This is a genomic window from Kiritimatiella glycovorans, from assembly GCF_001017655.1.
Classification (GTDB): Bacteria; Verrucomicrobiota; Kiritimatiellia; order Kiritimatiellales; family Kiritimatiellaceae; genus Kiritimatiella; species Kiritimatiella glycovorans.
This window is the reverse complement of the sequence record NZ_CP010904.1, coordinates 1,084,256-1,105,665: the sequence shown is the minus strand read 5'-3', so window position 1 is coordinate 1,105,665 and position 21,410 is coordinate 1,084,256. Positions and strand designations below refer to the sequence as shown.

16 protein-coding genes and 2 pseudogenes are annotated in these 21,410 nt (G+C 61.9%); 6 read left to right on the top strand and 12 right to left on the bottom strand.

The annotated features are described in order from the left end of the window. Nucleotides 1-13: 13 nt before the first annotated feature. From L21SP4_RS04575 to L21SP4_RS04525, 11 genes are all read right to left on the bottom strand, one after another. Nucleotides 14-1,051: an alcohol dehydrogenase catalytic domain-containing protein gene (locus L21SP4_RS04575; protein WP_052881553.1), complete on the bottom strand. Its 1,038-nt coding sequence runs from the start codon at nucleotides 1,049-1,051 to the stop codon at nucleotides 14-16. A 309-nt stretch (nucleotides 1,052-1,360) separates the two neighbouring features. Further along, a complete protein-coding gene (locus tag L21SP4_RS04570; protein WP_052881552.1) occupies nucleotides 1,361-2,824 on the bottom strand; it encodes an FAD-binding oxidoreductase in 1,464 nt (487 codons plus the stop codon). Further along, on the bottom strand, nucleotides 2,821-4,806 hold the full coding sequence (locus L21SP4_RS04565; protein ID WP_160300676.1) for a beta-L-arabinofuranosidase domain-containing protein: 1,986 nt from the start codon (nucleotides 4,804-4,806) through the stop codon (nucleotides 2,821-2,823). The genes L21SP4_RS04570 and L21SP4_RS04565 overlap by 4 nt, the downstream gene beginning before the upstream one ends. A gap of 443 nt (nucleotides 4,807-5,249) precedes the next feature. Then, nucleotides 5,250-7,013: a sulfatase-like hydrolase/transferase gene (locus L21SP4_RS04560; RefSeq protein ID WP_052881550.1), complete on the bottom strand. Its 1,764-nt coding sequence runs from the start codon at nucleotides 7,011-7,013 to the stop codon at nucleotides 5,250-5,252. Then, nucleotides 7,010-7,198, bottom strand: coding sequence for an alpha-L-rhamnosidase C-terminal domain-containing protein (locus L21SP4_RS13285; RefSeq protein WP_052881549.1), 189 nt, complete (start codon nucleotides 7,196-7,198; stop codon nucleotides 7,010-7,012). Before L21SP4_RS13285 ends, L21SP4_RS04560 begins: the two co-directional genes overlap by 4 nt. An 11-nt stretch (nucleotides 7,199-7,209) precedes the next feature. After that, nucleotides 7,210-8,910, bottom strand: a complete 1,701-nt coding sequence (locus L21SP4_RS13280; protein WP_052881548.1) for a hypothetical protein — start codon at nucleotides 8,908-8,910, stop codon at nucleotides 7,210-7,212. After that, entirely contained in the window at nucleotides 8,907-10,820 is a 1,914-nt protein-coding gene (locus L21SP4_RS04545; protein ID WP_144413755.1) for a pectate lyase family protein, read from the bottom strand. Before L21SP4_RS04545 ends, L21SP4_RS13280 begins: the two co-directional genes overlap by 4 nt. A gap of 18 nt (nucleotides 10,821-10,838) precedes the next feature. Next, nucleotides 10,839-11,876: an L-rhamnose/proton symporter RhaT gene (locus L21SP4_RS04540; protein ID WP_052881546.1), complete on the bottom strand. Its 1,038-nt coding sequence runs from the start codon at nucleotides 11,874-11,876 to the stop codon at nucleotides 10,839-10,841. 79 nt (nucleotides 11,877-11,955) lie between these two features. Further along, on the bottom strand, nucleotides 11,956-13,530 hold the full coding sequence (locus L21SP4_RS04535; protein WP_074041388.1) for a sulfatase family protein: 1,575 nt from the start codon (nucleotides 13,528-13,530) through the stop codon (nucleotides 11,956-11,958). 77 nt (nucleotides 13,531-13,607) lie between these two features. Then, the gene (locus tag L21SP4_RS13340) at nucleotides 13,608-14,813 is read right to left on the bottom strand and encodes an alpha-L-rhamnosidase-related protein (protein ID WP_052881544.1); all 1,206 of its coding nucleotides are present in this window, start codon (nucleotides 14,811-14,813) and stop codon (nucleotides 13,608-13,610) included. Further along, nucleotides 14,725-16,353: a family 78 glycoside hydrolase catalytic domain gene (locus L21SP4_RS04525; protein WP_052881543.1), complete on the bottom strand. Its 1,629-nt coding sequence runs from the start codon at nucleotides 16,351-16,353 to the stop codon at nucleotides 14,725-14,727. Before L21SP4_RS04525 ends, L21SP4_RS13340 begins: the two co-directional genes overlap by 89 nt. Before the next feature lie 574 nt (nucleotides 16,354-16,927). Between L21SP4_RS04525 and L21SP4_RS13470 the strand changes: the two are divergent. After that, nucleotides 16,928-17,125: pseudogene (locus L21SP4_RS13470) on the top strand (DUF4372 domain-containing protein); the annotation flags it as partial. Here L21SP4_RS13470 and L21SP4_RS13465 read toward each other — a convergent pair. Then, nucleotides 17,085-17,441: pseudogene (locus tag L21SP4_RS13465) on the bottom strand (hypothetical protein); the annotation flags it as partial. The pseudogenes L21SP4_RS13470 and L21SP4_RS13465 sit on opposite strands and share 41 nt — an antisense overlap. 772 nt (nucleotides 17,442-18,213) lie before the next feature. On the opposite strand from L21SP4_RS13465, the gene L21SP4_RS12900 reads away from it, so the two are divergent. The 5 genes from L21SP4_RS12900 to L21SP4_RS04505 all read left to right on the top strand — a co-directional run bounded on the left by L21SP4_RS12900 (nucleotide 18,214) and on the right by L21SP4_RS04505 (nucleotide 21,297). Beyond that, complete coding sequence (locus L21SP4_RS12900) at nucleotides 18,214-18,450, top strand: hypothetical protein (protein ID WP_144413754.1); 237 nt, start codon at nucleotides 18,214-18,216, stop codon at nucleotides 18,448-18,450. A gap of 3 nt (nucleotides 18,451-18,453) precedes the next feature. Next, the gene (locus L21SP4_RS04520; protein WP_052881542.1) at nucleotides 18,454-18,888 is read left to right on the top strand and encodes a type II toxin-antitoxin system VapC family toxin; all 435 of its coding nucleotides are present in this window, start codon (nucleotides 18,454-18,456) and stop codon (nucleotides 18,886-18,888) included. Beyond that, a complete protein-coding gene (locus L21SP4_RS04515; protein WP_052881541.1) occupies nucleotides 18,885-19,064 on the top strand; it encodes a ribosome-binding factor A in 180 nt (59 codons plus the stop codon). Before L21SP4_RS04520 ends, L21SP4_RS04515 begins: the two co-directional genes overlap by 4 nt. A 45-nt stretch (nucleotides 19,065-19,109) precedes the next feature. Continuing rightward, nucleotides 19,110-20,435 (top strand): group II intron reverse transcriptase/maturase, encoded by a 1,326-nt coding sequence (ltrA, locus tag L21SP4_RS04510; protein ID WP_201774686.1) that lies wholly within the window; start codon nucleotides 19,110-19,112, stop codon nucleotides 20,433-20,435. A 502-nt stretch (nucleotides 20,436-20,937) separates the two neighbouring features. Continuing rightward, complete coding sequence (locus L21SP4_RS04505) at nucleotides 20,938-21,297, top strand: hypothetical protein (protein WP_052881540.1); 360 nt, start codon at nucleotides 20,938-20,940, stop codon at nucleotides 21,295-21,297. Nucleotides 21,298-21,410 lie beyond the last annotated feature (113 nt).

Here is a 21,410-nt window from a genome sequence, read left to right as displayed (position 1 = left end):
TCCTCCCCTGCCCTCAGAAATGAATCATCGCCTTGACCACCCCGTCGCGGTAGGCCGCCACCAGATCGAAGGCCTCGGCGGTACGCGCGAAGTCGAACCGGTGGGTCGTCATCAGGTTCACATCGAACACGCGCTGTGCGATCAGGTCGATGGCCTTTTGCGCGCACCCATTCTGACGGCGTACGTTCTGAATCGCGATCTCCTTGTGGCGCAATTTGTCGATCTCGAAACTTACCCGCTCCGCGGTCGGCGGAATCCCGATCAGCATCAGTTTGCCCCCCGGCTTCAGCAGATCGATCGCCTGATCGAGGGCGTCCTGTTCTCCGCAGCACTCGAACACGACATCGAGGCCGCCCGGTTCCTGTTCGAGTACGCGCGCCACGATATCTTCGCGATCCGGATGGCCGCCCCACGTCGCCCCGGCCTTCTTTGCGAGGGCGATCCGGGGATCGAGTTTATCCGTCACATAGATCGCCTTCGCCCCCTGCGCCCGCGCGGGAAGCAATACACTGAGCCCGATCGGTCCGGCCCCGAGGATGCCGATCCGGGTGCCCGGCACGGGGACGGAAAGCTCGACGGCGTACATCCCGATCGAGAGCGGTTCGGAGATCGCCGCCTCTTCGTAGCTCACGTCATCGGGCAGCGGGAGACACGAATCTTCGGGCATCACGATCTGTTCGGAGAGACAGCCCTCGGCCTGCTTCGGACATCCGAGATAGGTCAGATGACGACAGGTATGCGGCCGACCGGCCCGGCACTGATCGCAGGTGCCGCAGGGATTCGCCGGGTCGATCGCCACGCGGTCGCCGGGCTTCACCTTCGTCACCGCCGTTCCCACAGCCGCCACCTCCCCCGCGCCCTCATGGCCTACTGCGAAGGGATACGCCACCACCTGAGAACCGATCCGTCCCGTCTCGTAGTAATGGACGTCCGAGCCGCAGACCCCGACGGCCTTCATCGTGATCAGCACGTCGTCGTCGCGGACGAGTTCCGGCGCGGGGCCCTCCATCATCTGCATCTGACGCAAACCGGTCAATTTCATCGATTTCATGTATGCTCTCCCCTCGTCCGTAATTCATGGCCCATTCATGGAGGGTCGGATTCCACGCCCTTTTCAGCGGACGGGGTGGAACCCGTCCCTCCAGGGGATCCCTCACAACGGACGGGGTGGAACCCGTCTCTTCCACGCCGACCCTCCTCAGCGGACGGGGCGGAACCCGTCCCTCCAGAAGAACGAACGAGATGGAACCCGTTTTTTTTCTATGCGGACGGGGTGGAACCCGTCCCTCCAGAAGAACGGACGGGGTGGAACCCGTCCCTCCACACGCAACCATAGTTTCCCGGTTCAGCCGTCCCTCCATTACGCGAACAGATTCCCCCGGTTCAGCCGTTCCTCCGGGTCGAAGATTCGCCGCAGCCGGCGCATGGCATCGATCCCTTCCTGTCCGATCATGATCTCCAGCAGCGGCACCTTGATCTTTCCGATCCCGTGTTCCGCGGAGACGGAACCGCCCATGGCGACGACCTGATCCGCCCACTTGAGGTAGAGTTTCTTCCCCTGCTCCAGCTCGGCGGGATCGCGCGGGAGAATATTGACATGGACGTGGTTGTCGCCGATATGGCCGAAGATTACATATTCGAGGCCGGCTCCGTCGAGGTCGCTGCGGTAGAGGCAAAGTGTTTCCTCCAGGTGCGCGTCCGGCACGGCCATGTCCGTACCGAGCTTGGTGAGGCTCGGATACGCCTTCCTTCGTTCATCGATCAAAAGGTTGACGGCCTCCGGCGTGGCGTGGCGAAAGGCCTTGTGCACGGCGATATCGCGCGGGGTTTCGGCGATCCAGCAGTCGTCCTCCCCCGCCCCGCATTCAACTATGAGTTCCGCCGCCTGCACAACGGAAGCCTCGACCTCATCTTCCTTCCCTCCGTGGAACTCGAAATAGATCGCCGTGTTAAAATGCGGGGCCAATTCCGGCAGATCGGCAAAGGCGGCATGCTCCGTCCGGGCGCGGCGCAAGAGATCGAGCGCATGGTGGCCGAAAAACTCGATCGCCACCGGGTCGAGTTGATCGCGCAGTGCACGGACAAACCGCAGCGCCCCGCTCTCGTCGGGGAAAAATGCGCAGAGGGCCGTCCGCGCGGCGGGCACGGCACGCAGTTCCAGCTCGGCCTCCGTGATGACCCCCAGCGTACCCTCCATGCCGATAAAAAGATCGATCAGGTCCATATCCGGACGGACGTAATAGCCCGCCGCGTTCTTCACCTCGGGCATCGGCAGGCTGGGCAGTTCGCCGTCGATTTCCCTTCCGCTTTCGGTCGTGAGGCGGAATCGCCGTCCCTCGGCCTTCTGTCCGCGTTCGAGCTGCAGGGTATCGCCGCCGGGCAGCACGATTCGCAGCGCTCGGACCCACCGTCGCGTCGGGCCGTAGTGGAAACTCATCGCGCCCGAGGCGTTGCAGGCGAGCATGCCGCCGATCGACGCCGAAGTCTCCGTGGGATCGGGCGGGAAGAAGAGACCTTCGCGCTCAAGATCCTCGTTCAAGTCCGAAAGCAGGACGCCGGGCTGGACCTTAATTCGGCCCTCTTTTATTGCACCGATCCGATTCATGCGGCTCAGATTGAGAATCGTACCCCCCTCCGGGACGGCCCCGGCGGTGATACCGGTCCGCGCGCCCTGCAGGGTGACACGCCCGCTACACACGAGCACCTCACGCACCTCCGCTTCCGTTCCGGCGAAGCAAATCGATTCGGCCGAACCCGCGCGGCGCGACTCGTCGCGCAGATAATCACCAAAATCCGGATTTATCGATTGAACATCAGCATTCATGGCGGAGAGACATCCCGGCGGACGGGAAAGGCGGCCTGGCGGAGAAAGGTCGACCCGAGCGGCTTCAGACGTGAAACCGCGCCCTTACCCCGTCGCAGGTATAGAGGTCCTTCGAGAAACCAGCGCGGATGGGCCCACGGTCTTTCGGGATCGTAGGCGGGATTTTCAACGGCCTTGAATCCCGCATCGGGATTGATGGGCGCGATGCTCCAGGGGGCCGCGGGCTCTCCGCTCTCAGGCAGGAGTTCCCATTCGGTAAATTCGGGGACGCCGCCTCTGGATTTCTTCAGGACCTTCTTTTCGGCCGGGAGGGGCTGCGCATAGAGCAGAGGGCCGCGAGCGATCGCGACCTCGCCGTTCACGCATTCGCGGAGGCGAACCGGATGCCCGAACTTCAGCTCCACGGTATCCCCGGTACGCCACTTCTTGCGGAATATCTTCCGCCCCTTCCCCTCTGTAACCGCGGCCCGCGGGGCGTAGGTCTCCACGGAACCGGCCCAGCCGGGGATTCGTACCTCGAAGGGAAATTCCACCGGCGCGGCCGTCTCAAAATGAAAACGAACCCGATCTTCGAAAGGATAGCCCGTCTCTTCCCGAATCGTGACCAGGACCCCTCCGACACGCGTACGCACCTCGGACGGACCCAGCAAAAGCGCCGCCAGCCCCGCCCCGTCCGCGGATCGCATCCACATCGACCCGACGTAATAAGGCATCAGTTTGACTGCGTTGGCCGTGCAGCAGGAACCGCCGACCTGATGGGCGGGCGAATAGTGCCAGCGTCCGTTGGAGTTATGCGGGTATCCCAGATTCATGCGTTCTTTAGCACGGGTGACGGTCGCGGCGGACAGATAATTGATCATGGTGCCGTCCGGTGTGCGCGCCCCCTGAGCGGCATTGAACACGAGCCACTCGATCCAGTCGCCGACCTCCGGGTTGCCGAATTTCTGGAGCGCGGAGGCAAGACTGGCGGTCATCTCGGTCGTCGCGCAGTACTCGTATCCCTGTTCCGGAAGCGGCATCTGCCCGTGTACACCCTCGTCGCTGACCAGCGCCCCGCTCGGGGTGCGAAACCGGCTGAACTTCTCCAGCGCGGCCTGCGACGCCTTGTAATAAATGTCTTTCCCCGTCGCACAGGCCAGAAAAAAGGGAACGCGGAAGTGTTCGGCGACATGCGCGCCATGTCCCTCCAGCGGAATTTCCGGGTCGAGCAGGACGTCCAGCTTAATATCGTCCGGCCCGATATCGTTCGATTCCGAGTACTGCCGATAGAGGAACTCGGCGTACTCCACGTATTTCTTCTCCCCGGTCAGGCGGTAGAGCCATTCGCACACATCCACGTACATGAGGACGTGGCCGTTGATCTTGCGGGGCTTCGGCTTGGCAGGGTCGCCGTCATCGACGAAATCGTCCGCGCCCTCTTCGCCCTCGACCGGTTCCGCGCGGTAATTCTCATCGCCGGGCTGGTAGATAAACGGCGGATTGTCCTCGTTGTAATTCGCCATGATCACATCCGCCGTGGCGATCACGGCATCCAGCGCCTCCTGCTCGCCGGTCATCTCGTAGTAGGCGAGCAGCGCCACCCCCGTGCGTGACTCATTGAAGAGGTCGCGATTGAGACGCTTCCAGCGCAGATCCGCGGGCATGTTCCCGACGTATCCGCTGGGTTCCTGCGCATCGAGGATCTCGCGGACATAGCGGTTAACCTTGCTTCGTTCGGAGGCGTAGCCTCCGTAGTACGCCATGCGCGTATAGCCGTCCAGCCAGTTGCCGGTCAGTTCCGCCGCTCCCGCACTGCCCGTCTTGTGTACCCAGGTGGCAGGGGTGTACTGGGGACGGACTTTCTGAAGATTTCCGGCCACGCCGCGCAGGGCATCGTTCCGCAGCTGACCTGCCATCCATCCCCGCGGCTGAATCTCACGCAGCAGAAGCGGCTCATAAACGGGACATTCCGGGGCGCCGCAGACCATCGCCGCCGCGCACATAAATAGCCCGCACCCGACCCCAACCCGATGACTGATGCCGATACGCACATCCCTCTCCCGCTGAATCCCGGCCCGCATTTCCGAATAAAGCGGTCACCGTAACGAATATTCGATCATGCGACCAGATTCCTGTGATATCTTTCAGCGATTCTCATTATGGCTTCACCCTTTTCGGTCGGGGTGGCACCCGACCCTCCCAGTGCCCGAAAATGCGTCGGATATCGACTCGGGAGGGACGGCTGCCACGCCGTCCGCGGTCGGAATGCGGCCATAATGAGAACTGCTGGATATCTTTTTGGGTTGGGTGTTCTGGGTAGGGCGCGATCTCTCCGCCTTCGGCTCTTTATGCCTTCGGCGGACAGGCTATGCGCGCCGGTTTTGCGGACGGCCCGGAGGTCCGTCCCTAACTGGGGCCGCTTTTCCGGACGGATGAGACACCGTCCCTACCTTGGCATGAGCGTCAGGGTAATCCGCCGCACGTCCATCACGCTATCGCCCGGCACCTCAAGCGCACGAATACGCAACGCATCCCGCCCCGCAGGCAGATCCATCACCCCGAAATCCCATTCCCTGAACTCCTTGTACCCCGAGATGCGTCGGGACCGCGGCACGGTGTCGTCGTCGATACAGGGCGGGTCGTGCGCAACCGAGAGGCGATTGGTCAGGGCGCACGTCTTGAAGGAGACCTCGATCAGCGAGCCCACGTCTTCTTCCGGACAGGTGTAGTCGATCTGCACGTGGTACCGGCCGGCGGTTTGAACCTCGACCGGCCAGTAGATCTCACGATCCGGATGCTCCCAGTCGAACCAGGAGTTGTTCGGCGCGGCGCCGCTGCGCGGGATCCCGCCCCTTCCGATCCCCTCGCTCGCGTCCAGCCGCGTGATCGGAAATTCGGGATAGCCGACGCCGAACGGCGGCTTTTCGTAGCCCGGCTGAAAAAGCGGCATCTGAGACTTCCACGCCTCCAGGGCGCGTTTCAGACCGGCCGCACGTTCCGGCTCCTGCGCAGCGATGTCCGTGGTCTGCAGGGGATCTCCACGCATATCGTACAGCCCCCCGTCCGATCCCAGTCGATAGTGCTGCGTGCGCACGGAAGCTCCACCATGCCACCAGCAGTAGAGGTTCCGGTCCGGCCATGGGCCCTCCATCTCTCCCGTCAATAACGGCAGGATATTGCGTCCGTCGAGCGGCCTATCGCCCACACGCGGGATCTCCGCCAGCGCGGTAAGCGTCGGAAGCCAGTCCAGGACGCTCGTAATCTCTTCGACCGTCCGGCCGGAAGGAAACGCCGCGGGATAACGCACGTGACAGATCGACCGCACCCCGCCCTCCTCCGCCCATCCCTTGATGCCCTTCATGGCGCCGTTCCAGCGCCACTCGTTCGGACCGTTGTCGGAGAAGTAGATCACCACGGTGTTCTCCTCCAGCCCGAGCGCGTCCAGCGCCTCGAGCACACAGCCCACGTTCGCGTCCTGATTTTCCAGCATGGCCATCGCCGCCCGCGTCGCGTCCTTGTCTTCCTGGTTCGGACGATTTCCGTCCTGCGGTATTTTCCGGTCCTTCCAGCGCGCCCAATCCTTTGGTTTCACGATCCAGGGCTTGTGCGGCAGGGCGAACGGCAAGACACAGAAAAACGGTTCGTCGCGATGACGCCGGATGAACTCGATGGCGTTCTGTGTGGAGACTTCGTCGATATACCCTCGACTTTTCACCTGCGTCCCGCGCTCGTCTTCAAAGACCTCGTCGTAATAGGTCTCGCCCTGTCCGTGCATGAAGCAACGCGACTCCTCAAAGCCGCGCGCGGCCGGCACGTAGGGCCATTGCGCGCCGTTGTGCCATTTGCCGAAGATCCCCGTGGCGTAGCCAGCCGAGCGAAAACAATCGGCGATCGTCTTCTCGGCGGGATCGATGCGTTCGTTCCCGCCCGACACGCCGCCCACTCCGCTGCGAAGCGCGCACCGCCCCGTCAGCAGTTCCGCCCGCGTCGGGGCGCAGGCGGGCTGGACGAAATACCGGTCCAGCCGCACGCCGTCGCGCGCCAGCGAGTCGATATGGGGTGTCCGCACGCTCTCGTTACCGGAACTCGAGTAATCGCCCCACCCGGCATCGTCAGCGATCATGATCACCACGTTCGGCCGTTCCGCCCGGAGCGAAGCGGTGACCCCGAGCCACCCCAACAGAAGGATCGTCCATCTTTTTAGCTTCATGCCTCCTCACTCCCTTCCGGTTCCATCAGCTCGTAATCGCTCGCCTCGAGTTCCTGTTCCGCGCCACCCGGCCAGCACAGGATGGCCCGGCTCTCCGGCGGGACGGTCACCGTGAGATGCAGGCGTCCACCCCGTCGCTCCCAGCGTACCGGAACGACGCCCTTCGGCGAAGGCACGACTTTCACATGAGACCGGTTTACCTCAGGCTTCGGATCCAGAGCTGATCGACGGCGCCGATAAACCCCTGAGGAGACACCCGGAGCGTGAACGACGCGGACGCGAGCTCGAGCGAATCGAATACGCGACGATCCGATCCCACGCCGTCCACTTCGAGACAGGCCATACCGGTCTCCGGGTTTACTTCCGCGCGCACCCTGCGCCATTGAGGTTTACGGACCGCGTCTTCGACCACCAGTTCCGTGACCGTTTCGTCGCACCCTGTGAATTCAAAGACCAGATCGTCGCCGGAAGCTCGAAGCCGATAGACGTCGGGCTGGACGAGAATGAGGGCGCCGGAATCCCGGTAGATATAAGCATCGATCATCACGCCCCGTGATCCCGGCCAGTTCTGCGTGCTGTCGGCCCGGTGATCCTTTTCGTCGAAAAAGAGGGCGGGCCGGATCTCAGGAGACGTAGATCCCTCGAACCGGGATTGGGCACCCCCCGAGAGCACGAGGGGATTGTTCCGGGGCGAACCGAGGGTGACGACATCGGCGATTTGGCCCGCCGCGTTGGTCTCCATGTTCCACAGACCAAACGTATTCGCCTCGTCGTTCGCGTAGACTGATCCGTACACATTGCTCTGAACCAGGATATTCCGGCTGCCCTCCTCGGGCACGACCGGTTGTTTCGACGTCTGATTCCCGAAATGATTATGGCGAACGACGATCGCTTCCGAATCCGCATCGGCGAAGACCAGGGGACGGAGCGCATCCCCGCCGAACCAGAAGACGTTATCCTCGATGACCCCCTGTGAAGAAGCGATCAGGTTCACATCGCGATAATCCCCGGACGTATATTCCGAAGGCTGGTGATAGGGGACGTTTTCAACGACCTGAAAACCGTCCACGTTCTCCAGCGTCAACCCCATGGTGCGCGGGTTCCAGTGATTCTTGACGATTCGAAGCGGATGGGTCAGGGCGCCCCCCGTATTGACGATACGGATGCCGTGTCCGGTTCCCACCGACACCACCCCGTCGAGAACGGGGGCCTCCGGGGTGTCGGTGAACTCAATATCGACGCCCATGCGGGAGGACCAAAAATAACAGTACCGGATACGGGGGCGATAGGCCCTCCGCATCACAATCGACGACTCCGCCCAGGCCTGTTCCACTTCGGTGATATCCGGGCCATACGGTCCGGACGTCGCCACGGTATCGATCAGCGGCATCCATCCGTCGAGCACGATGGAGCGGTCGAAATAATCCGTCATCCGGTCGTCGCAACGCATTTCCACGGCGTTGAGCAGCAGGTTGTACGTCAGGGTCGCCGGTTCGCTGTAGGGTTTGCTCAGGTCCAGTCCGGTACCCGCCGAAGGCACGGAGGGGACCACATCCAGATCGCGGATCTCGACCCGCGACCTCGGGTCCGTCGACACGATCTTCAATACCCCGTCGTGGTTGTTGCCCATCAGACGGCTGATATTATGGCCGCGCCCTTCGATCCGGAGAACCCCGACCGCGCCGGTCACACAAACGCGCGAGTCGATTTCGTACGTGCCCGGAGGAATAATCAGCGTGACGCCCCCCTCCGTCACCGCCTGTTCGAGCGCGGCCCGGAGGGCCGGGGCATCGTCCATCCCATCATCGGGGATCGCGCCGAAATCGTCGGTCAGTCGATACTCCGTCGGCGCCCCTCCCAGCGCGAAGACAAAACCCAGCAGCCAAAGCAGGTTCACGGGGCACCTCCCCCGGTGTTCCCACGCAGATGGACCTCGTAGATCTTCGGTCCGCGGAACAACACGGCGTCCCGGATCGGCAGCGCGAGCACATTATCGTAGAAATCGATCTGCTCGGACCGGATCGCGTTATGGGGAATCGGCGCGCTCCCATGGCCGTCCACGATCAGGTGAACCCGGTTGCTCGTTGAGCCACTGAACGTATTGCCGCCCACCTGCATCGCCTGGCAATTAAACAGCTCAATATCGCGGAAGAACCCCTCGCCCCGCGCCGCGAGCGGTTCGATCCGGTTTCTCATGACCTTCCCCACCCGTTTCCTCAGGATCACGACGCCGGCTTCCTCCGCGCGAAGGACATTGTCACTGACGTGGACGCCCGGCTCCTGACCCGGCGTGGCGATGATCATGCCGACGCGACATCCGTCGGCGAGCGAATCGTGTAACAGCCCCCCCTCCCCGGTGCCGTCGGTCGACCAGTCGTAGGCGGTATCGGCATTGCGCACCGAGCAATAAGCCATGCGGCCGCCGTAAAAACCGTCCTGATCGATCCCCCGGGTCATGCGCCATACGGCCCCGCGCCCGGTGAGCCGGACATGGCCGATGCGCGGGAAATTGCCGTGCCCGCCCTGTTCATCGAGCACTTCGAACTTTACGCGCCGGAAGAGCGGGGTGAACCCGAGCGCGTCGAGTTCATGGAGCTCGAACGAGGCGGGGCCGTTGCTGCCGTCATCCCACGATCCCGTGACGGTATTGTTCGCGCGATCATAGACGAGCGTCACCTCATCGCCGGCCGCATTGGGGGCGTCGCGGGCCGTCAGGGTTTCGAGCACGAGGTTCGTTCCGCCGTGGCGCAGGCAGAGCCGCACATCCACATTGGTCGCGATGGTGTTCGCGCCGGCGGATTCGATCCAGAGCGCACTCTCATCTTCGCCGAAGGCCAGTTCCGGGTCCGCGCCGAAACCGATGCCCATGCCGCCTGTATCATAGGCGCTCAATTCCGCGGACAGCGTGAGCGCGTCATACCCCTCAAACTCGTCGAAATCGACCGACACCAGGGCATCGAGTCCAGGGTGGTTGCCATAATAGAGGACTCCTTCGGCAGGATATCCCCCGCCGGGCCGGGCATACCCCGGGGTAAAAAAGCGCGGTGTCTCCGCATCGGCGGGATCCCGCGCGGCATAGAATCGCCAGGGATCCGCCGTGAGGCCGTTCGTCGAAGACCCGACGCCCGTCTTGTGGACGGACTCGTTCGGCATACGCACCGAATTGTCGATGTAAAAACAGTCATCGAACAGCACGGACTCCTCGTCGTGCCCCTCCGTTCGGCGGTCGGCCCCCACGATCTGGACTTGACGAAAGAGGGCCCTCCACTGCCCGTGCGCGCGCACCCCCTTGCTAAAGCTGTTCATCGGCGCCGTACGCCCGATCGTGATTCGTTCGAGGATGAGGGCCCGTTCCGCACGCACGCCCAGATCGGGATTGATAATCGAAATCGCGGGACCGCGGTCGGGGGCATCGGCCTGCAGGGTAAAATCGCGCAGGGTGAGGTTCATGCCGTTGATGGTCGTCTCGAAGAACAGCAGCCCCGATGTATCGCCGCCGATCAGCCGGGTGGCATGCCGCCCCGCCCCGCGAATATAGAGCCGGATATAGCCCTCGCTCACCTGCGCATTGGGCACCCGCACAAACAAACAGGTGCCCAGGTGGTAGTCACCGGCGGGGATCTCCAGATAGCCGCCGCCATCCGCGATCAGATAATCCAGTGCCTGTTGAAAGGCGGCGGTATCGTCCGCCCCGTCGCCGGGCACGGCGCCGAACGCGGTCACGTCCGCTTCCTGCATCGCCGGGACGGCCCCGACCGTCAACGCCCACACTACAAAGCATCGTCTTATCAGGCCGCCCCCGCGCATGCTCCGTCTCCCGTTTGGCTACGTCTGGGCGGCATACCCGCCCGCCCCGATCAGCACAATCGACAGAAGCACCAACAGAATGCCGGTCACGATCACCCCTATGGTCCGGCGGCTTACGCCCTGCCACTCCTTAAACCAGAGCCCCCAGATATTGCTGACCGCCACCACCACGGCCATCAGCACCGACCAGCTTGCGAACGCGTATTCGCCCAGCCGGGTCGAGCCCATTCCGTAGAGCATGAATTGCACATACCAAAGCCACCCGGCGACCGCGGCCAGCGCGTAGTTTTTCAACAGGGGCGCCCGTGCTCGGAAATAATCTCCGCCGGTCCTGTTTTTCACGTTCAGGAAAAGGCAATAGATCACATTGGTGGTAAATCCTCCCATCAACGCCACCACGAGCACGGGATTATTCTGCCACAGGGGGGCGACCCCTGCGGACAGGGCCTCTTCGGCGATCGGCCGGCCGAACTCGAAACTGAAGGCCAGACAGGCGTTCATGAGCCCGGACACGAGGGCGACGACGATGCCCTTGGGAAAGTTGAACTCGGCGGTCGAGGCCTGTTTCAGGTCGGTGGAAACCTCGCGCTCTTTGCGTACGCCTGCATAGCCGCAAACCGCCACGCCGACCAGACAGACCAATACGCCCGAAAGCGTAAGCTGGCCCGACGTGGTCGAGAGCAACCCCATGAACTGACCTTTGACGATCGGAGGAATCAACGTACCGAACGCGGCACAGGACCCCAGGGCCAGGGCATACCCCAGCGACATGCCGAGGTAGCGCATGGAGAGTCCGAAGGTCACCGCCCCGATCCCCCAGAGGAACCCCATAAACCAGGTCATGAACACGGTGCGGCTGCCCGACGCGGCGATCATCCCGCCGAACTCCGGCGCCGTCAGCGCGGCCACCGCCAGGGGTCCGATAATCCAGGCGAACAGGCCGAACGAAATCCAGCCGGACTCCCACGACCACCCGTTCACTTTTTTGAGCGGTATATAAAAACTGCCGGCAGATATCCCGCCGAGCACCAGCATCACGACGCCTGAGAACAACATGAGCCCCTCCTTTCGTTTATCGCGGCCCCTGCGGCCGTCTATTCCGTTTGAGTTCGACCCCGATCCCGCCCCGGCGAGCCTACGGGAGATCGAGTGAGAGCGCGCGATCGTTCTCCTGTTCCGCCCCCGGCGTACTGCGACCGCGCTCGAGCTGCCGGCGGGCGAAAAGCGTCAGTTCCCGAACTTTTTCGGGATACTGATCATGGACGTTATTGCGTTCCTCGGGATCGGTTGCGACGTTATAGAGCTGAACGGGAGGCAGACCCTGCTTTCTGGCCTCGGACTCAGACGGCGCGACCTTATCCACGCTCTCCTCCCTGACCTTGATGATGGCGGGTGCGCCGCTTCCATACGCAAACGCGAGTTTCCACGGACCGCGCCGGACCACCAGGCAGTCGGCGAGATACGAATGCGTGATGGTCGTTTCGCGCACGGCATCGACGCGCCCGGTCAGCAGCGGCAGGAGGCTCACGCTATCCTCGGCGGCGTCCGGGGGAAGATCGTATCCGGTGATCTCGGCGCAGGTCGCCATCAAATCCACCGTAGTGACCAGCGCGTCGCTGACCATGCCGGGCCGGATCCGGCCCGGCCAGCGGACGATGAACGGCACCCGCATGCCCCCCTCCTGTACGAACCCCTTGTAGCCGCGGTAGGGACCGCCGATGCGATGGCCCGCGTCGATAAACGGCTGGATCGGCGTGTAACTGCAGTGGCCGTTATCGGAGGCGAACACCAGCAGCGTGTCGTCGGCCAGACCGTGCTCGTCCAGCGCGGCCATGACGCGGCCGAGCGCGGCATCGGTCTCCATAATCAGATCGGCCACCCCGCTGATCCCGCTCCTGCCCTTGAACTCCGCCGAAGGGGCGATCGGTTCGTGCGGGGTGGTGAGCGCAAAGTAGAGAAGGAATGGCTGGTCGTCCTTCGCGCGGGCGGCGAGGTACGTCTCTGCCTCGCGCACCAGATTCGGCATGACTTCATCGAATACGTAGTCCGGCTGCATGGGACCGTTACGGCCCCAGCGCTCTGGGGTATGCGGGCCTTTGAGCGCCGTGGGCAGACTCGTCAGCTTGTCGTCACGAAAATAGGCGTAAGGCGGCTGGTTAGGCACGTCGATGCCGAAGTAGGTATCGAACCCATGGTCAAGTGGCCCACCGGGGATGGGCTTCGAGTAATCGACCTTCCCCTCGCGCTGTTGCCGGAATTCGTCGTCCGGCACGTATTCGAGCGTGCCGTCGTCCCGCACCATCGGCCAGTTCCAGCCGAGGTGCCATTTACCGATACAGGCCGTGTGATAACCCTCTTTCTGGAGCATTTCCCCAAGGGTCAGCCGGTCCGGATGGATGAGCGGCGAGCCGTAGACGCGAACGACGTGCAACGGAAGACGTGAACGCCAGGAATAGCGGCCGGTCAGCAGCGAATAGCGCGCGGGCGTACAGAGCGAGGCACTGTTCGAGGCATCGGTAAACCGGATCCCCTGCCCCGCCAGGCGATCGATATGAGGCGTCGGCACCGCGCAATGCTCCGGGTCGTAGCAGTGCACGTCGCCGTACCCGAGGTCATCGGCATAGACGATGACGACATTCGGGCGTTCCCGCGCAGCCCGGGCGGACGTCAGAAACCCCATCAGAATCCAAACCGTCAACCATCGTTTCATGACCCCGTCGCTCCCCTCGTTCTATCGCTCACGCTCCGAAACATGTGGCGGAGTATGCCACGCCTCGGGGGGCGATGTCAGTTCTTTGACACAAACTCATACGTACCGGACTCCACTTCAAAGACGAGGCGATCGTCCTCGACGCGGAGAAAGCGGACGCCCTCCGCATCGCGGGCGGGGCCGCCGCTTTCGGTGACGTTTTCGATGTCGCTTCCGGGCACATAGACGGTCGCGGTGGTATTGGGCGGAATCTCGATATGGAGCTGCGCTTCCCCGTCGCCACACTTCCAGTTACTCACAATGGGACCGTAGGGCGAGGGGATGCTTGTATTCGCATAGGACAGATCCCCGACCAGGTGCGGTTTGATGATGAAGTGCGAATAGCCGTGATGGGTGGGAGCGGTGCGGATGCCGCCGATCCCCTTGATGAACCACGCCGCGATGCCGGTGAAGCAGGTGTGGATTCTGCTGTAGGATGCCGCCCCCCAGCTTTCCGGCCAGGTGGTCTGACCCCGTTCGAGAAAGAACCCGTAGCCCGGGAACGTGGTTTTGTTGATCGCCCCATAGAGGACATCGTTCCACTCCGCGTCCTCGATCAGATACTGCAGGAGAACCGGAAGCCCGGAGCTGCCCACGTCCAGAAAGGGCGCGGGTTGGGTCCATTCCGGGCTGGGGGTCCATTCCAGTTTGGGGTTGGCCCCGCTCCACCCCTCGCTATTGGCCAGCAGCCCGGCGGTGTCCACCGGCTCGGTCATGGCCTCCTTGAGGCTGGCCAGGATGGCGGGCTCCAGTTCCTCGGGCACGACGCCCGTAAGCAGCGGGAATGCAAGGTGAACCTGGCGCCGGGTGTCGAGGTAGATGTTCTTTTCCGCATTGAAGAATTTCGCGTGGATGGCTTCTCTCAGCCGGTCCAGCCGCCCGGAGTAGAGAGTGACGTCGTCGTCGCGACGCAGCGCGGCGGCGATATCGGTCATCATTTTCAGATTCAGCGCATAGGTGCAGTTGTTGAACAGCGCCGCCTCGGGGGAATCGCGCCACTCCCGCCGTTCCCCTGGCGCGCGCCAGTCCCCGATGAAAAACCAGCGGCTGTGATGCGATTTGGATTCGTAGAGATCCTGGGTGATGACGCCGTCCGCCGATCGGGATGCGTTGGCGTGGAGGAGTTCGAGCCATTTTTGGTAATTCGGGTAGGCCTCAGCGACCACCCTGCGGTCCCCGAGGTGGCGGAGCATCTCCCAGCCGAGATGCAGGGGGGCGCCGGCCCAGAGTAGCCCCCCCTCCATGCATCCCGGAGTTGGGCGCAATATGCGGGAAAAGCCCGTCCTCACGCTGCGCGTCGCACCAGTCGCGGACGCGGCGGGCATAGAAGTCGCCCGCGCGATAGTTGGGCAGGCCGATGCCCCGGGCAGTGGACCAGGCGACTTCGCCGTATCCCCGCCGCTCGCGGTGGGGGCAGTCCATCGTCATACCGGCGAGGGTGTTGGCGCGGAACGTCCAAAGATCCTTCTCATACATCCGGTTGAACAGATCGTTGGAACATTCAAACCGGCCGATGCGTTCGAGGTCCGTGCCCACGGCATGCCCCCGGACGTCCCCGGGTTGCGGCTCATAATCGAAGCCGGTGATCTGGACGCTCCTGCCCGCGGTCCAATTGAAACGGTGCCGGAACGTGCCGGGCGATTCGCCGCAGATGTAGCGGCTGGCCTGATTGTGTTTCTCTCCCCTGACCAGATCGTCCGACGACTGGATCAGAATCTCCTGCCCCGGCTCACCCCGCAGGTTTCGCAGCTCGATAAACCCCGTGAAGTTCGTTCCGAAATCGACTTTGTAACTCTTCTCGCCCGCCCCGGTGATGCTGACCGGCGAAAACGCCCTGATGATCCGGTCGGGTTGGGCGTTCTGAGCGGAGACAACGACATCCCGGCTTGTGGGCAGGGCGCTCACCCAGGCCGAGTCGTCGAAGCCGGCGGTGTTCCAGTCCGGGCTCAACTTGCGCGCGTCGATCTCCTCGCCGCCGTATCTGCGCGCCCGCGGTCTCTCGTCTCTGTAATAGATGCGATGGCCGCTTTCCGCGCATTTCCACGACGCGTCGGTCGCCACGGAGACTTTGCTCCCGTCGTCGGCGACGATGTTTGCCTGGACGCGGATCGCCGGGGTGGCCCCGTCGTACGGGGCGAACCCCGGGCCGTGCCAGACCGCGATCACGTTTTCCCCCCGCTGAAGCAGGTCCGCGACATCATAGGCGACATAGAGGACGCGCCTTGCAAGAAAGGAGTGTGCCGGGGCAAGCACCCGGTCATCGGCCTTTTCGCCGTTGATATAGAGTTCGTGGGTGCCCAGCGAGGCGACATAAACGAAGGCCCGGGAGGCGGGGCGGTCGAGGGAAAACGTTTTTCGGTACTGGGGGCAGGATAACTTCGGATCGCCTGCGGGAAATTCGATCCACTCCCCCTGCCAGTCCTCCTCGCCGAGCAAGCCGATCGAAAACCGCGCGGGCTCGCTCCATTCCGAGGGCTCGCCCTTTTTGCCCCACACCTTCACCTTCCAGTGGCAATCCGTATCCGGGCCGAGCGTTTCCCCTGCATAGGGCACCAGGATCGATCGACTGGATTCCACCCGGCCGCTGTCCCACAGATCGGCCTCGTTCGACGCCAGTTTTTCCGGCGACGAGGCCACCAGCACGCGGAAGGCCGTCTGCTTTTGTCCGCGCTGCCGCGATTGGAGTTCCCAAATGAAGCGCGGACGCGTCACATCGATGCCGAGCGGATTTTCGAGGTGTTCGCACCGCAACGCGGCCGGATGGAGGCCAGGCGCCGCGTCCATCGCGTTACCGGCAGCCGCCAGGACCGTACTCGATGCCGCCAAAACACTTGCCGCAAAAATGAATCCGAGCTCTGCAATGGTACAGGCTGTCTTTTTCATGTGTCTTCATTCTCCCATCTCTGATGAGCTTTCCACCCGATAAAATGTTTTGGTCCATGCCGCAAGGTCAGGGTTGGCTTGGTTTTAAAAGAGGTTCACAGCCGTACTCCGAGTCGTGCTCGTGCGCAACGAAGCGATCCTCGAAATACCCCCGTGCCCTCTTCTCCCCGGTAGTGAATTATTGAGCTTCTTGGTGGCTCTCCGCCTCACCTCTTCTGTGTACCTTGTGCCTTTTTGTGGCTTACTTGCCTTTCCCCTCTTCTGTGTTCCCCTTGTGCCTCTTTGTGGCCTCTTCGATGGTTCGGACGGCTGAAACAGCCGTCCCTACCTTGCCTTTTCCCATAAAAATCGACAAATACCCTTAAAAGAAGCTCAAATCCCTCCACTAGCATCCCACTCACGAGGGACGAAAATTGTAATGGCTGACTGACTGGCTACAATCTTCTTCAGAGTCCAAACCAAAGGAGATTGCGTGATGCCAGCCAGTCGAGCCGGGAGTAAGCGTGCCATTTTTCGTCAGGTCTGTGAACTCATTCCGCCGCACCTTGTGCCGAAACTTGCGCGCAAGCATCGGATCAAGTCGAGGGGCATCACGCCCTGGAGCCATCTGGTGAGCATGCTCTATGCGCAGTTCACCCACGCGATCGGTCTGAACGACGTGGTGGACGCGCTGCGCGCCCATCGGGCGCCGATGGCCAGTATCCGTGGCGCAAAGCCGCCGAGCCGCAACGGGCTCTCGCACGCGAACAGGACCCGCGATCCGAAAATGGCCGAGGAGCTTTTCTGGTCGGTGCTCGAGTACTTCGAGAGGTTGCGACCGGGGTTCGGCGGCGTGAAGTTCCGCCGACTTCGCGCGCCTGCGGCAGCGCGTAGATGGCGCCGGTTTCGGGGTCCCACAGCTCGGCGGTCTTACCGGCTACGCGGAAGGTGCAGGTTCGCTCGGCCGCTTCGTGGTCGGGATGGGAGACGAAATAGATGTCGTCGCCGCCGACCCGCCGGCGCGTCCCATTCGAGCCGACCGTCCGCCGACATGCGGTCGGTCAGGTCGATGATTTCCTGTGACGTCAGAGGCTCCACTTTGATAGGAAATCGCTTTTCAGGCGATCGGGGCACTCGCCCCAAGAGGTCGTTCTGGAGAGCGGTTTCATGGCGTTAGATGTAGTGGAAGCCAGGATTTTTGTCAAGGTTGGGCGCCCGCCTCTCCGGGGCATGCCCCGGAGAGGCGGGCGCGCCGTCATCTGCGGCCCGCTCGGCGAGCGAGCCCTACCTTTTAAACAAAGTTCCCCTGTCGCGAAGGCTCATGCATCCGCGCAAAGGTCGTAATCCATCACAGGCTCCCTGCTGTAATCGGGGAAGGGATCGCCGGGGAACAATTCCACCGTCCCCTCTCCGTCCGGCGGGGCGCGGGCGGGATGCAGGCAAACAGGTTCTTCCCACAGTCCGAGATGACGCAGGATGCGCTCAATGACCTCGCGCTCGTCGATAAGTGCGACAATGCCACAGCGGCGAGGCCTTCGGCTTTCGCGAGCGGTATACCGGGGCGGCCATGCCCAATGTCTAGCAGATATTCTTCCTGCGGCCAAACGGGCTCTTGCCCGCCATCCCGGGAAACGGTATGCTCATCATCAGCCTCCAACCCGCCCGATGCTCAGGCTATAACGCCTGCGAAGCCCTGAAAACCGGCACCGCCGGTTCCAATGTTTGGAAAACCACGTTGCATTCAATCATCTTTTATGTATGCTTGCGCATATGGAGTGAAAAATGAGAACGACACTGGTACTCACAGATCCCGTTTTCAAACGGGCAAAATATGCCGCAAAGGAAGACAGCAAGCAGCTGTCTATGCTGGTTAACGAAGCCGTTGAGGCCTATTTGGTTGAACGGGAACAGCGAAAAAAGTCTCCAGCCCCAAAGCTGGATCTTCCCACTTTTGCCATGGGGGAAGCAAAAACAGATATTAACAACCGTGATGCGCTGTACCGCGCAATGGAAGAATAGGCCGTGTTTCTGATTGATACCAACATTCTGCTTCATGCTGTCAACCGCGAATCCGCCGATTCCCAAAAAACGTCGGCGTTTCTCCGTGCATTGCCGAAACAATCCGAATGCTGGGGGCTCAGCTGGAATGTACTTTATGAATTCATGCGGGTTGCCACGCACCCGCGTGTATTTTCCGCGCCACTCACTCAACCGCAGGCCTGGCAGTTTATTTCTGCATTGCTTAACTGCCCCAACTGCATGCTGGTCTCGGAAACCGGCCTGCACGCCGAAACTCTTGCCGAGTGCGCAGAGAAAACCCCGCGCCTCGGCGGAAATATTCTTCACGACTTTCACACCGCCGTATTAATGCGCGAACATGGAATCACTGAAATTGTCACATTCGACCAGGATTTCCGCGCCTTCCCATGGATTACAATCAAGGAGCTGGACACATGAGCAGCGGACGCATCATTCGTGTGAACGAACTGTTGAAGCGGGAAATCGCCGCCGACATCCTGCGCCTGTTTTCCGGCAGCCGCTTCGACACCGGCGCCGTCACGGTCACACGGGTGGAGACTGCGCCCGACCTGCGCGATGCCAATGTGCATGTTTGTAGCAGTGAGGCCGGGTAACTCCGGTGGAGCGAAGGGGGGCAGGAAGATGAATGGAGGTCATCCATGACGAGGGAAAAGACAGCGTCGAAAGTGCCCCCGGGGGCTAACCCCGACGCGGAAAACGCCGAGCTGCGCGAGCGGTTGGGCGCGGACCCCCTGGTCTGGACGGACGCCATGTTGGCAGCCCTCAAATCGGGGGTGAAGGGAGGCAAGTGGTTCAGCCTCAAAGACAAGGTTTACCGCCGCCGGACACTGTTGCGCGCCTGGCACATCGTGAACGGGCGAGGCGGCAGCGGCGGCGTGGACCGACTGAGCCTGAAACAGTACGAGAGCCAGCTCGACCAAAGATTAGCGAGTTTGGAAGGCAAACTGAAAACAGGACGCTACGAACCCAAACCGGTCAAACGGGTGTTCATCCCCAAGCCCGGTGGAAAAGAGAAGCGGCCTCTGGGCATCCCGACCGTGGAAGACCGTATCGTGCAGACGGCACTGCAACTGGTGATCGGTCCGATCTTCGAGATCGGATTCAACGCACACAGCTACGGTTTCCGTCCCAAACGCGGCTGTAAAGACGCGCTTCGGGAGGTGGGCGGACTGCTCCGCAAAGGCCACGAATGGATAGTGGACGCCGATCTGAAGAGCTACTTTGACACGATCGACCACGGCAAACTGATGTCGCTGGTGCGCGCCAAGGTGGCGGACGGGTTGGTGCTGGACCTGCTGGAATCTTACTTGAAGCAGGGCCTGATCAACGAACTGAAAGAATGGGAGCCGACGGAGAAGGGAACGCCCCAGGGGGCGGTCATCTCTCCTCTGTTGGCCAACCTGTATCTGAACGAACTCGACCACCTGCTGCGGGACCGGGGCCACGAAATGATCCGCTATGCGGACGACTTCGTGATCCTCTCCCGCACGAGGGAGGAGGCCGAAGACGCGCTGGAACTGACACGGCAGTGGACCGACGGGCGGGGCCTTGTGCTCCACCCGGAAAAGACCCGGCTGGTCACCCACCGCGAAGGCTTCGAGTTCCTCGGCTACCGGTTCGAAAACGGAAACCGCTACGTGCGTCAGAAAAGCCTGACAAAACTACGCGGGACCCTCCGGCCCAAGACCAAACGTACCAAGGGCAAATCCATGAAGGCGATCATCGAGGACATCAACCCCGTGCTGATCGGTTGGTTCGGGTATTACAAACACGCCCATAAGAACACCTTCGTCTGGATGGACGGATGGGTGCGCATGCGCTTGCGCAGCATCCTCCGCAAACGCCACGGACGCAAAGGCCGGGGTCGGGGTCTCGACCACCACCGTTATCCAAACAAATACTTCGCCGAGATGGGACTGTTCAGCCTTGAGCGGGCCCATCGGGAAGCGTGCCAATCTCGATAAAGAGCAATCATCGACCGGAGAGCCGGATGCGGGAGATCCGCACGTCCGGTTCGGAGGGAGGGGTGAGGTTCAATCCCTCATTCCTACCCCTATCGAGCGTGGGTTTGGAGTAAGAGCTCTTGACGGGGCGTAGCTCCCTGAGCGGAGACCGTTTAGCCCTTTACTTCGGAATGGGCTGGCGTTTCGGAACGGGGGGAACGCCTGCATTCGACAAGCTCATGCCGGGAAAGGCGTTACTCCGAACGATAACGACCAAATAAAAATACCGTGGAAATCAGTCGGATTCTGGATCTTCCTGAATGGGAAGCGGAGAAGCGATGAAAAATGTCAAGAATCAAGACCTGACGTGTTTTAGTCGCCTCCACCGGCTCGGACGGCAGCATAGACGGTTCGGCGACCGAAGACTGGCTTCGGGACTGCTTCGACCGGCTGTGTGCGGGCTGTCTGGATGTGCCTTGGGTTTTGGATATCGATGTCACGGTCAAGCCGCTCTACGGCACACATGGCCCGGTTGATCGCACTGATCTACAACTGGTGGAGCATCCACATCAAGCTGGTCGATCCTCTCGTGGCCCGCGAAGCGATTACCTCCAGGCCGATGTATCTGATGCACACCGCCAAGGCGAGCACCCACCAAAGCGTGCGCACACTCGTGGTCTTCTGTGCCCACAGCCAAGCCAAAGAGATCCAGCGCAAGCTCGAACAGGCTGCCGAAAGGCTCAAAAGCTGGGCTTCGCGAACTTCGGAGCAGTTGAAAAAATCGAGCGTCTGGTCGCAAGTCATCGCTCATATTTTGCTGCATCACCAGACCATAGGTGGCGGGAAAAGCCGGGCACCACCCACTTTGTGCTCTGCTCAGTGATCAAAATCGAGGCCAATCAGCCGAAAAACTAACGCTCAGCCGAGCGTCTGCTGCCACCGCATACACGCTCTACTCATCTTTTTAGGTTGATCCTCCGAGTCGGCGTTGCTCCG

Bases quoted from the DNA above. Each gene is read 5' to 3' on its own strand.
- L21SP4_RS04575 (WP_052881553.1), bottom strand. From the start codon at position 1,051: ATGAAATCGATGAAATTGACCGGTTTGCGTCAGATGCAGATGATGGAG.
- L21SP4_RS04570 (WP_052881552.1), bottom strand. From the start codon at position 2,824: ATGAATGCTGATGTTCAATCGATAAATCCGGATTTTGGTGATTATCTG.
- L21SP4_RS04565 (WP_160300676.1), bottom strand. From the start codon at position 4,806: ATGTGCGCGGCGGCGATGGTCTGCGGCGCCCCGGAATGTCCCGTTTAT.
- L21SP4_RS04560 (WP_052881550.1), bottom strand. From the start codon at position 7,013: ATGAAGCTAAAAAGATGGACGATCCTTCTGTTGGGGTGGCTCGGGGTC.
- L21SP4_RS04545 (WP_144413755.1), bottom strand. From the start codon at position 10,820: ATGCGCGGGGGCGGCCTGATAAGACGATGCTTTGTAGTGTGGGCGTTG.
- L21SP4_RS04540 (WP_052881546.1), bottom strand. From the start codon at position 11,876: ATGTTGTTCTCAGGCGTCGTGATGCTGGTGCTCGGCGGGATATCTGCC.
- L21SP4_RS04535 (WP_074041388.1), bottom strand. From the start codon at position 13,530: ATGAAACGATGGTTGACGGTTTGGATTCTGATGGGGTTTCTGACGTCC.
- L21SP4_RS13340 (WP_052881544.1), bottom strand. From the start codon at position 14,813: ATGGAGGGGGGGCTACTCTGGGCCGGCGCCCCCCTGCATCTCGGCTGG.
- L21SP4_RS04525 (WP_052881543.1), bottom strand. From the start codon at position 16,353: ATGGACGCGGCGCCTGGCCTCCATCCGGCCGCGTTGCGGTGCGAACAC.
- L21SP4_RS12900 (WP_144413754.1), top strand. From the start codon at position 18,214: ATGAGAACGACACTGGTACTCACAGATCCCGTTTTCAAACGGGCAAAA.
- L21SP4_RS04515 (WP_052881541.1), top strand. From the start codon at position 18,885: ATGAGCAGCGGACGCATCATTCGTGTGAACGAACTGTTGAAGCGGGAA.
- ltrA (WP_201774686.1), top strand. From the start codon at position 19,110: ATGACGAGGGAAAAGACAGCGTCGAAAGTGCCCCCGGGGGCTAACCCC.
- L21SP4_RS04505 (WP_052881540.1), top strand. From the start codon at position 20,938: ATGGCCCGGTTGATCGCACTGATCTACAACTGGTGGAGCATCCACATC.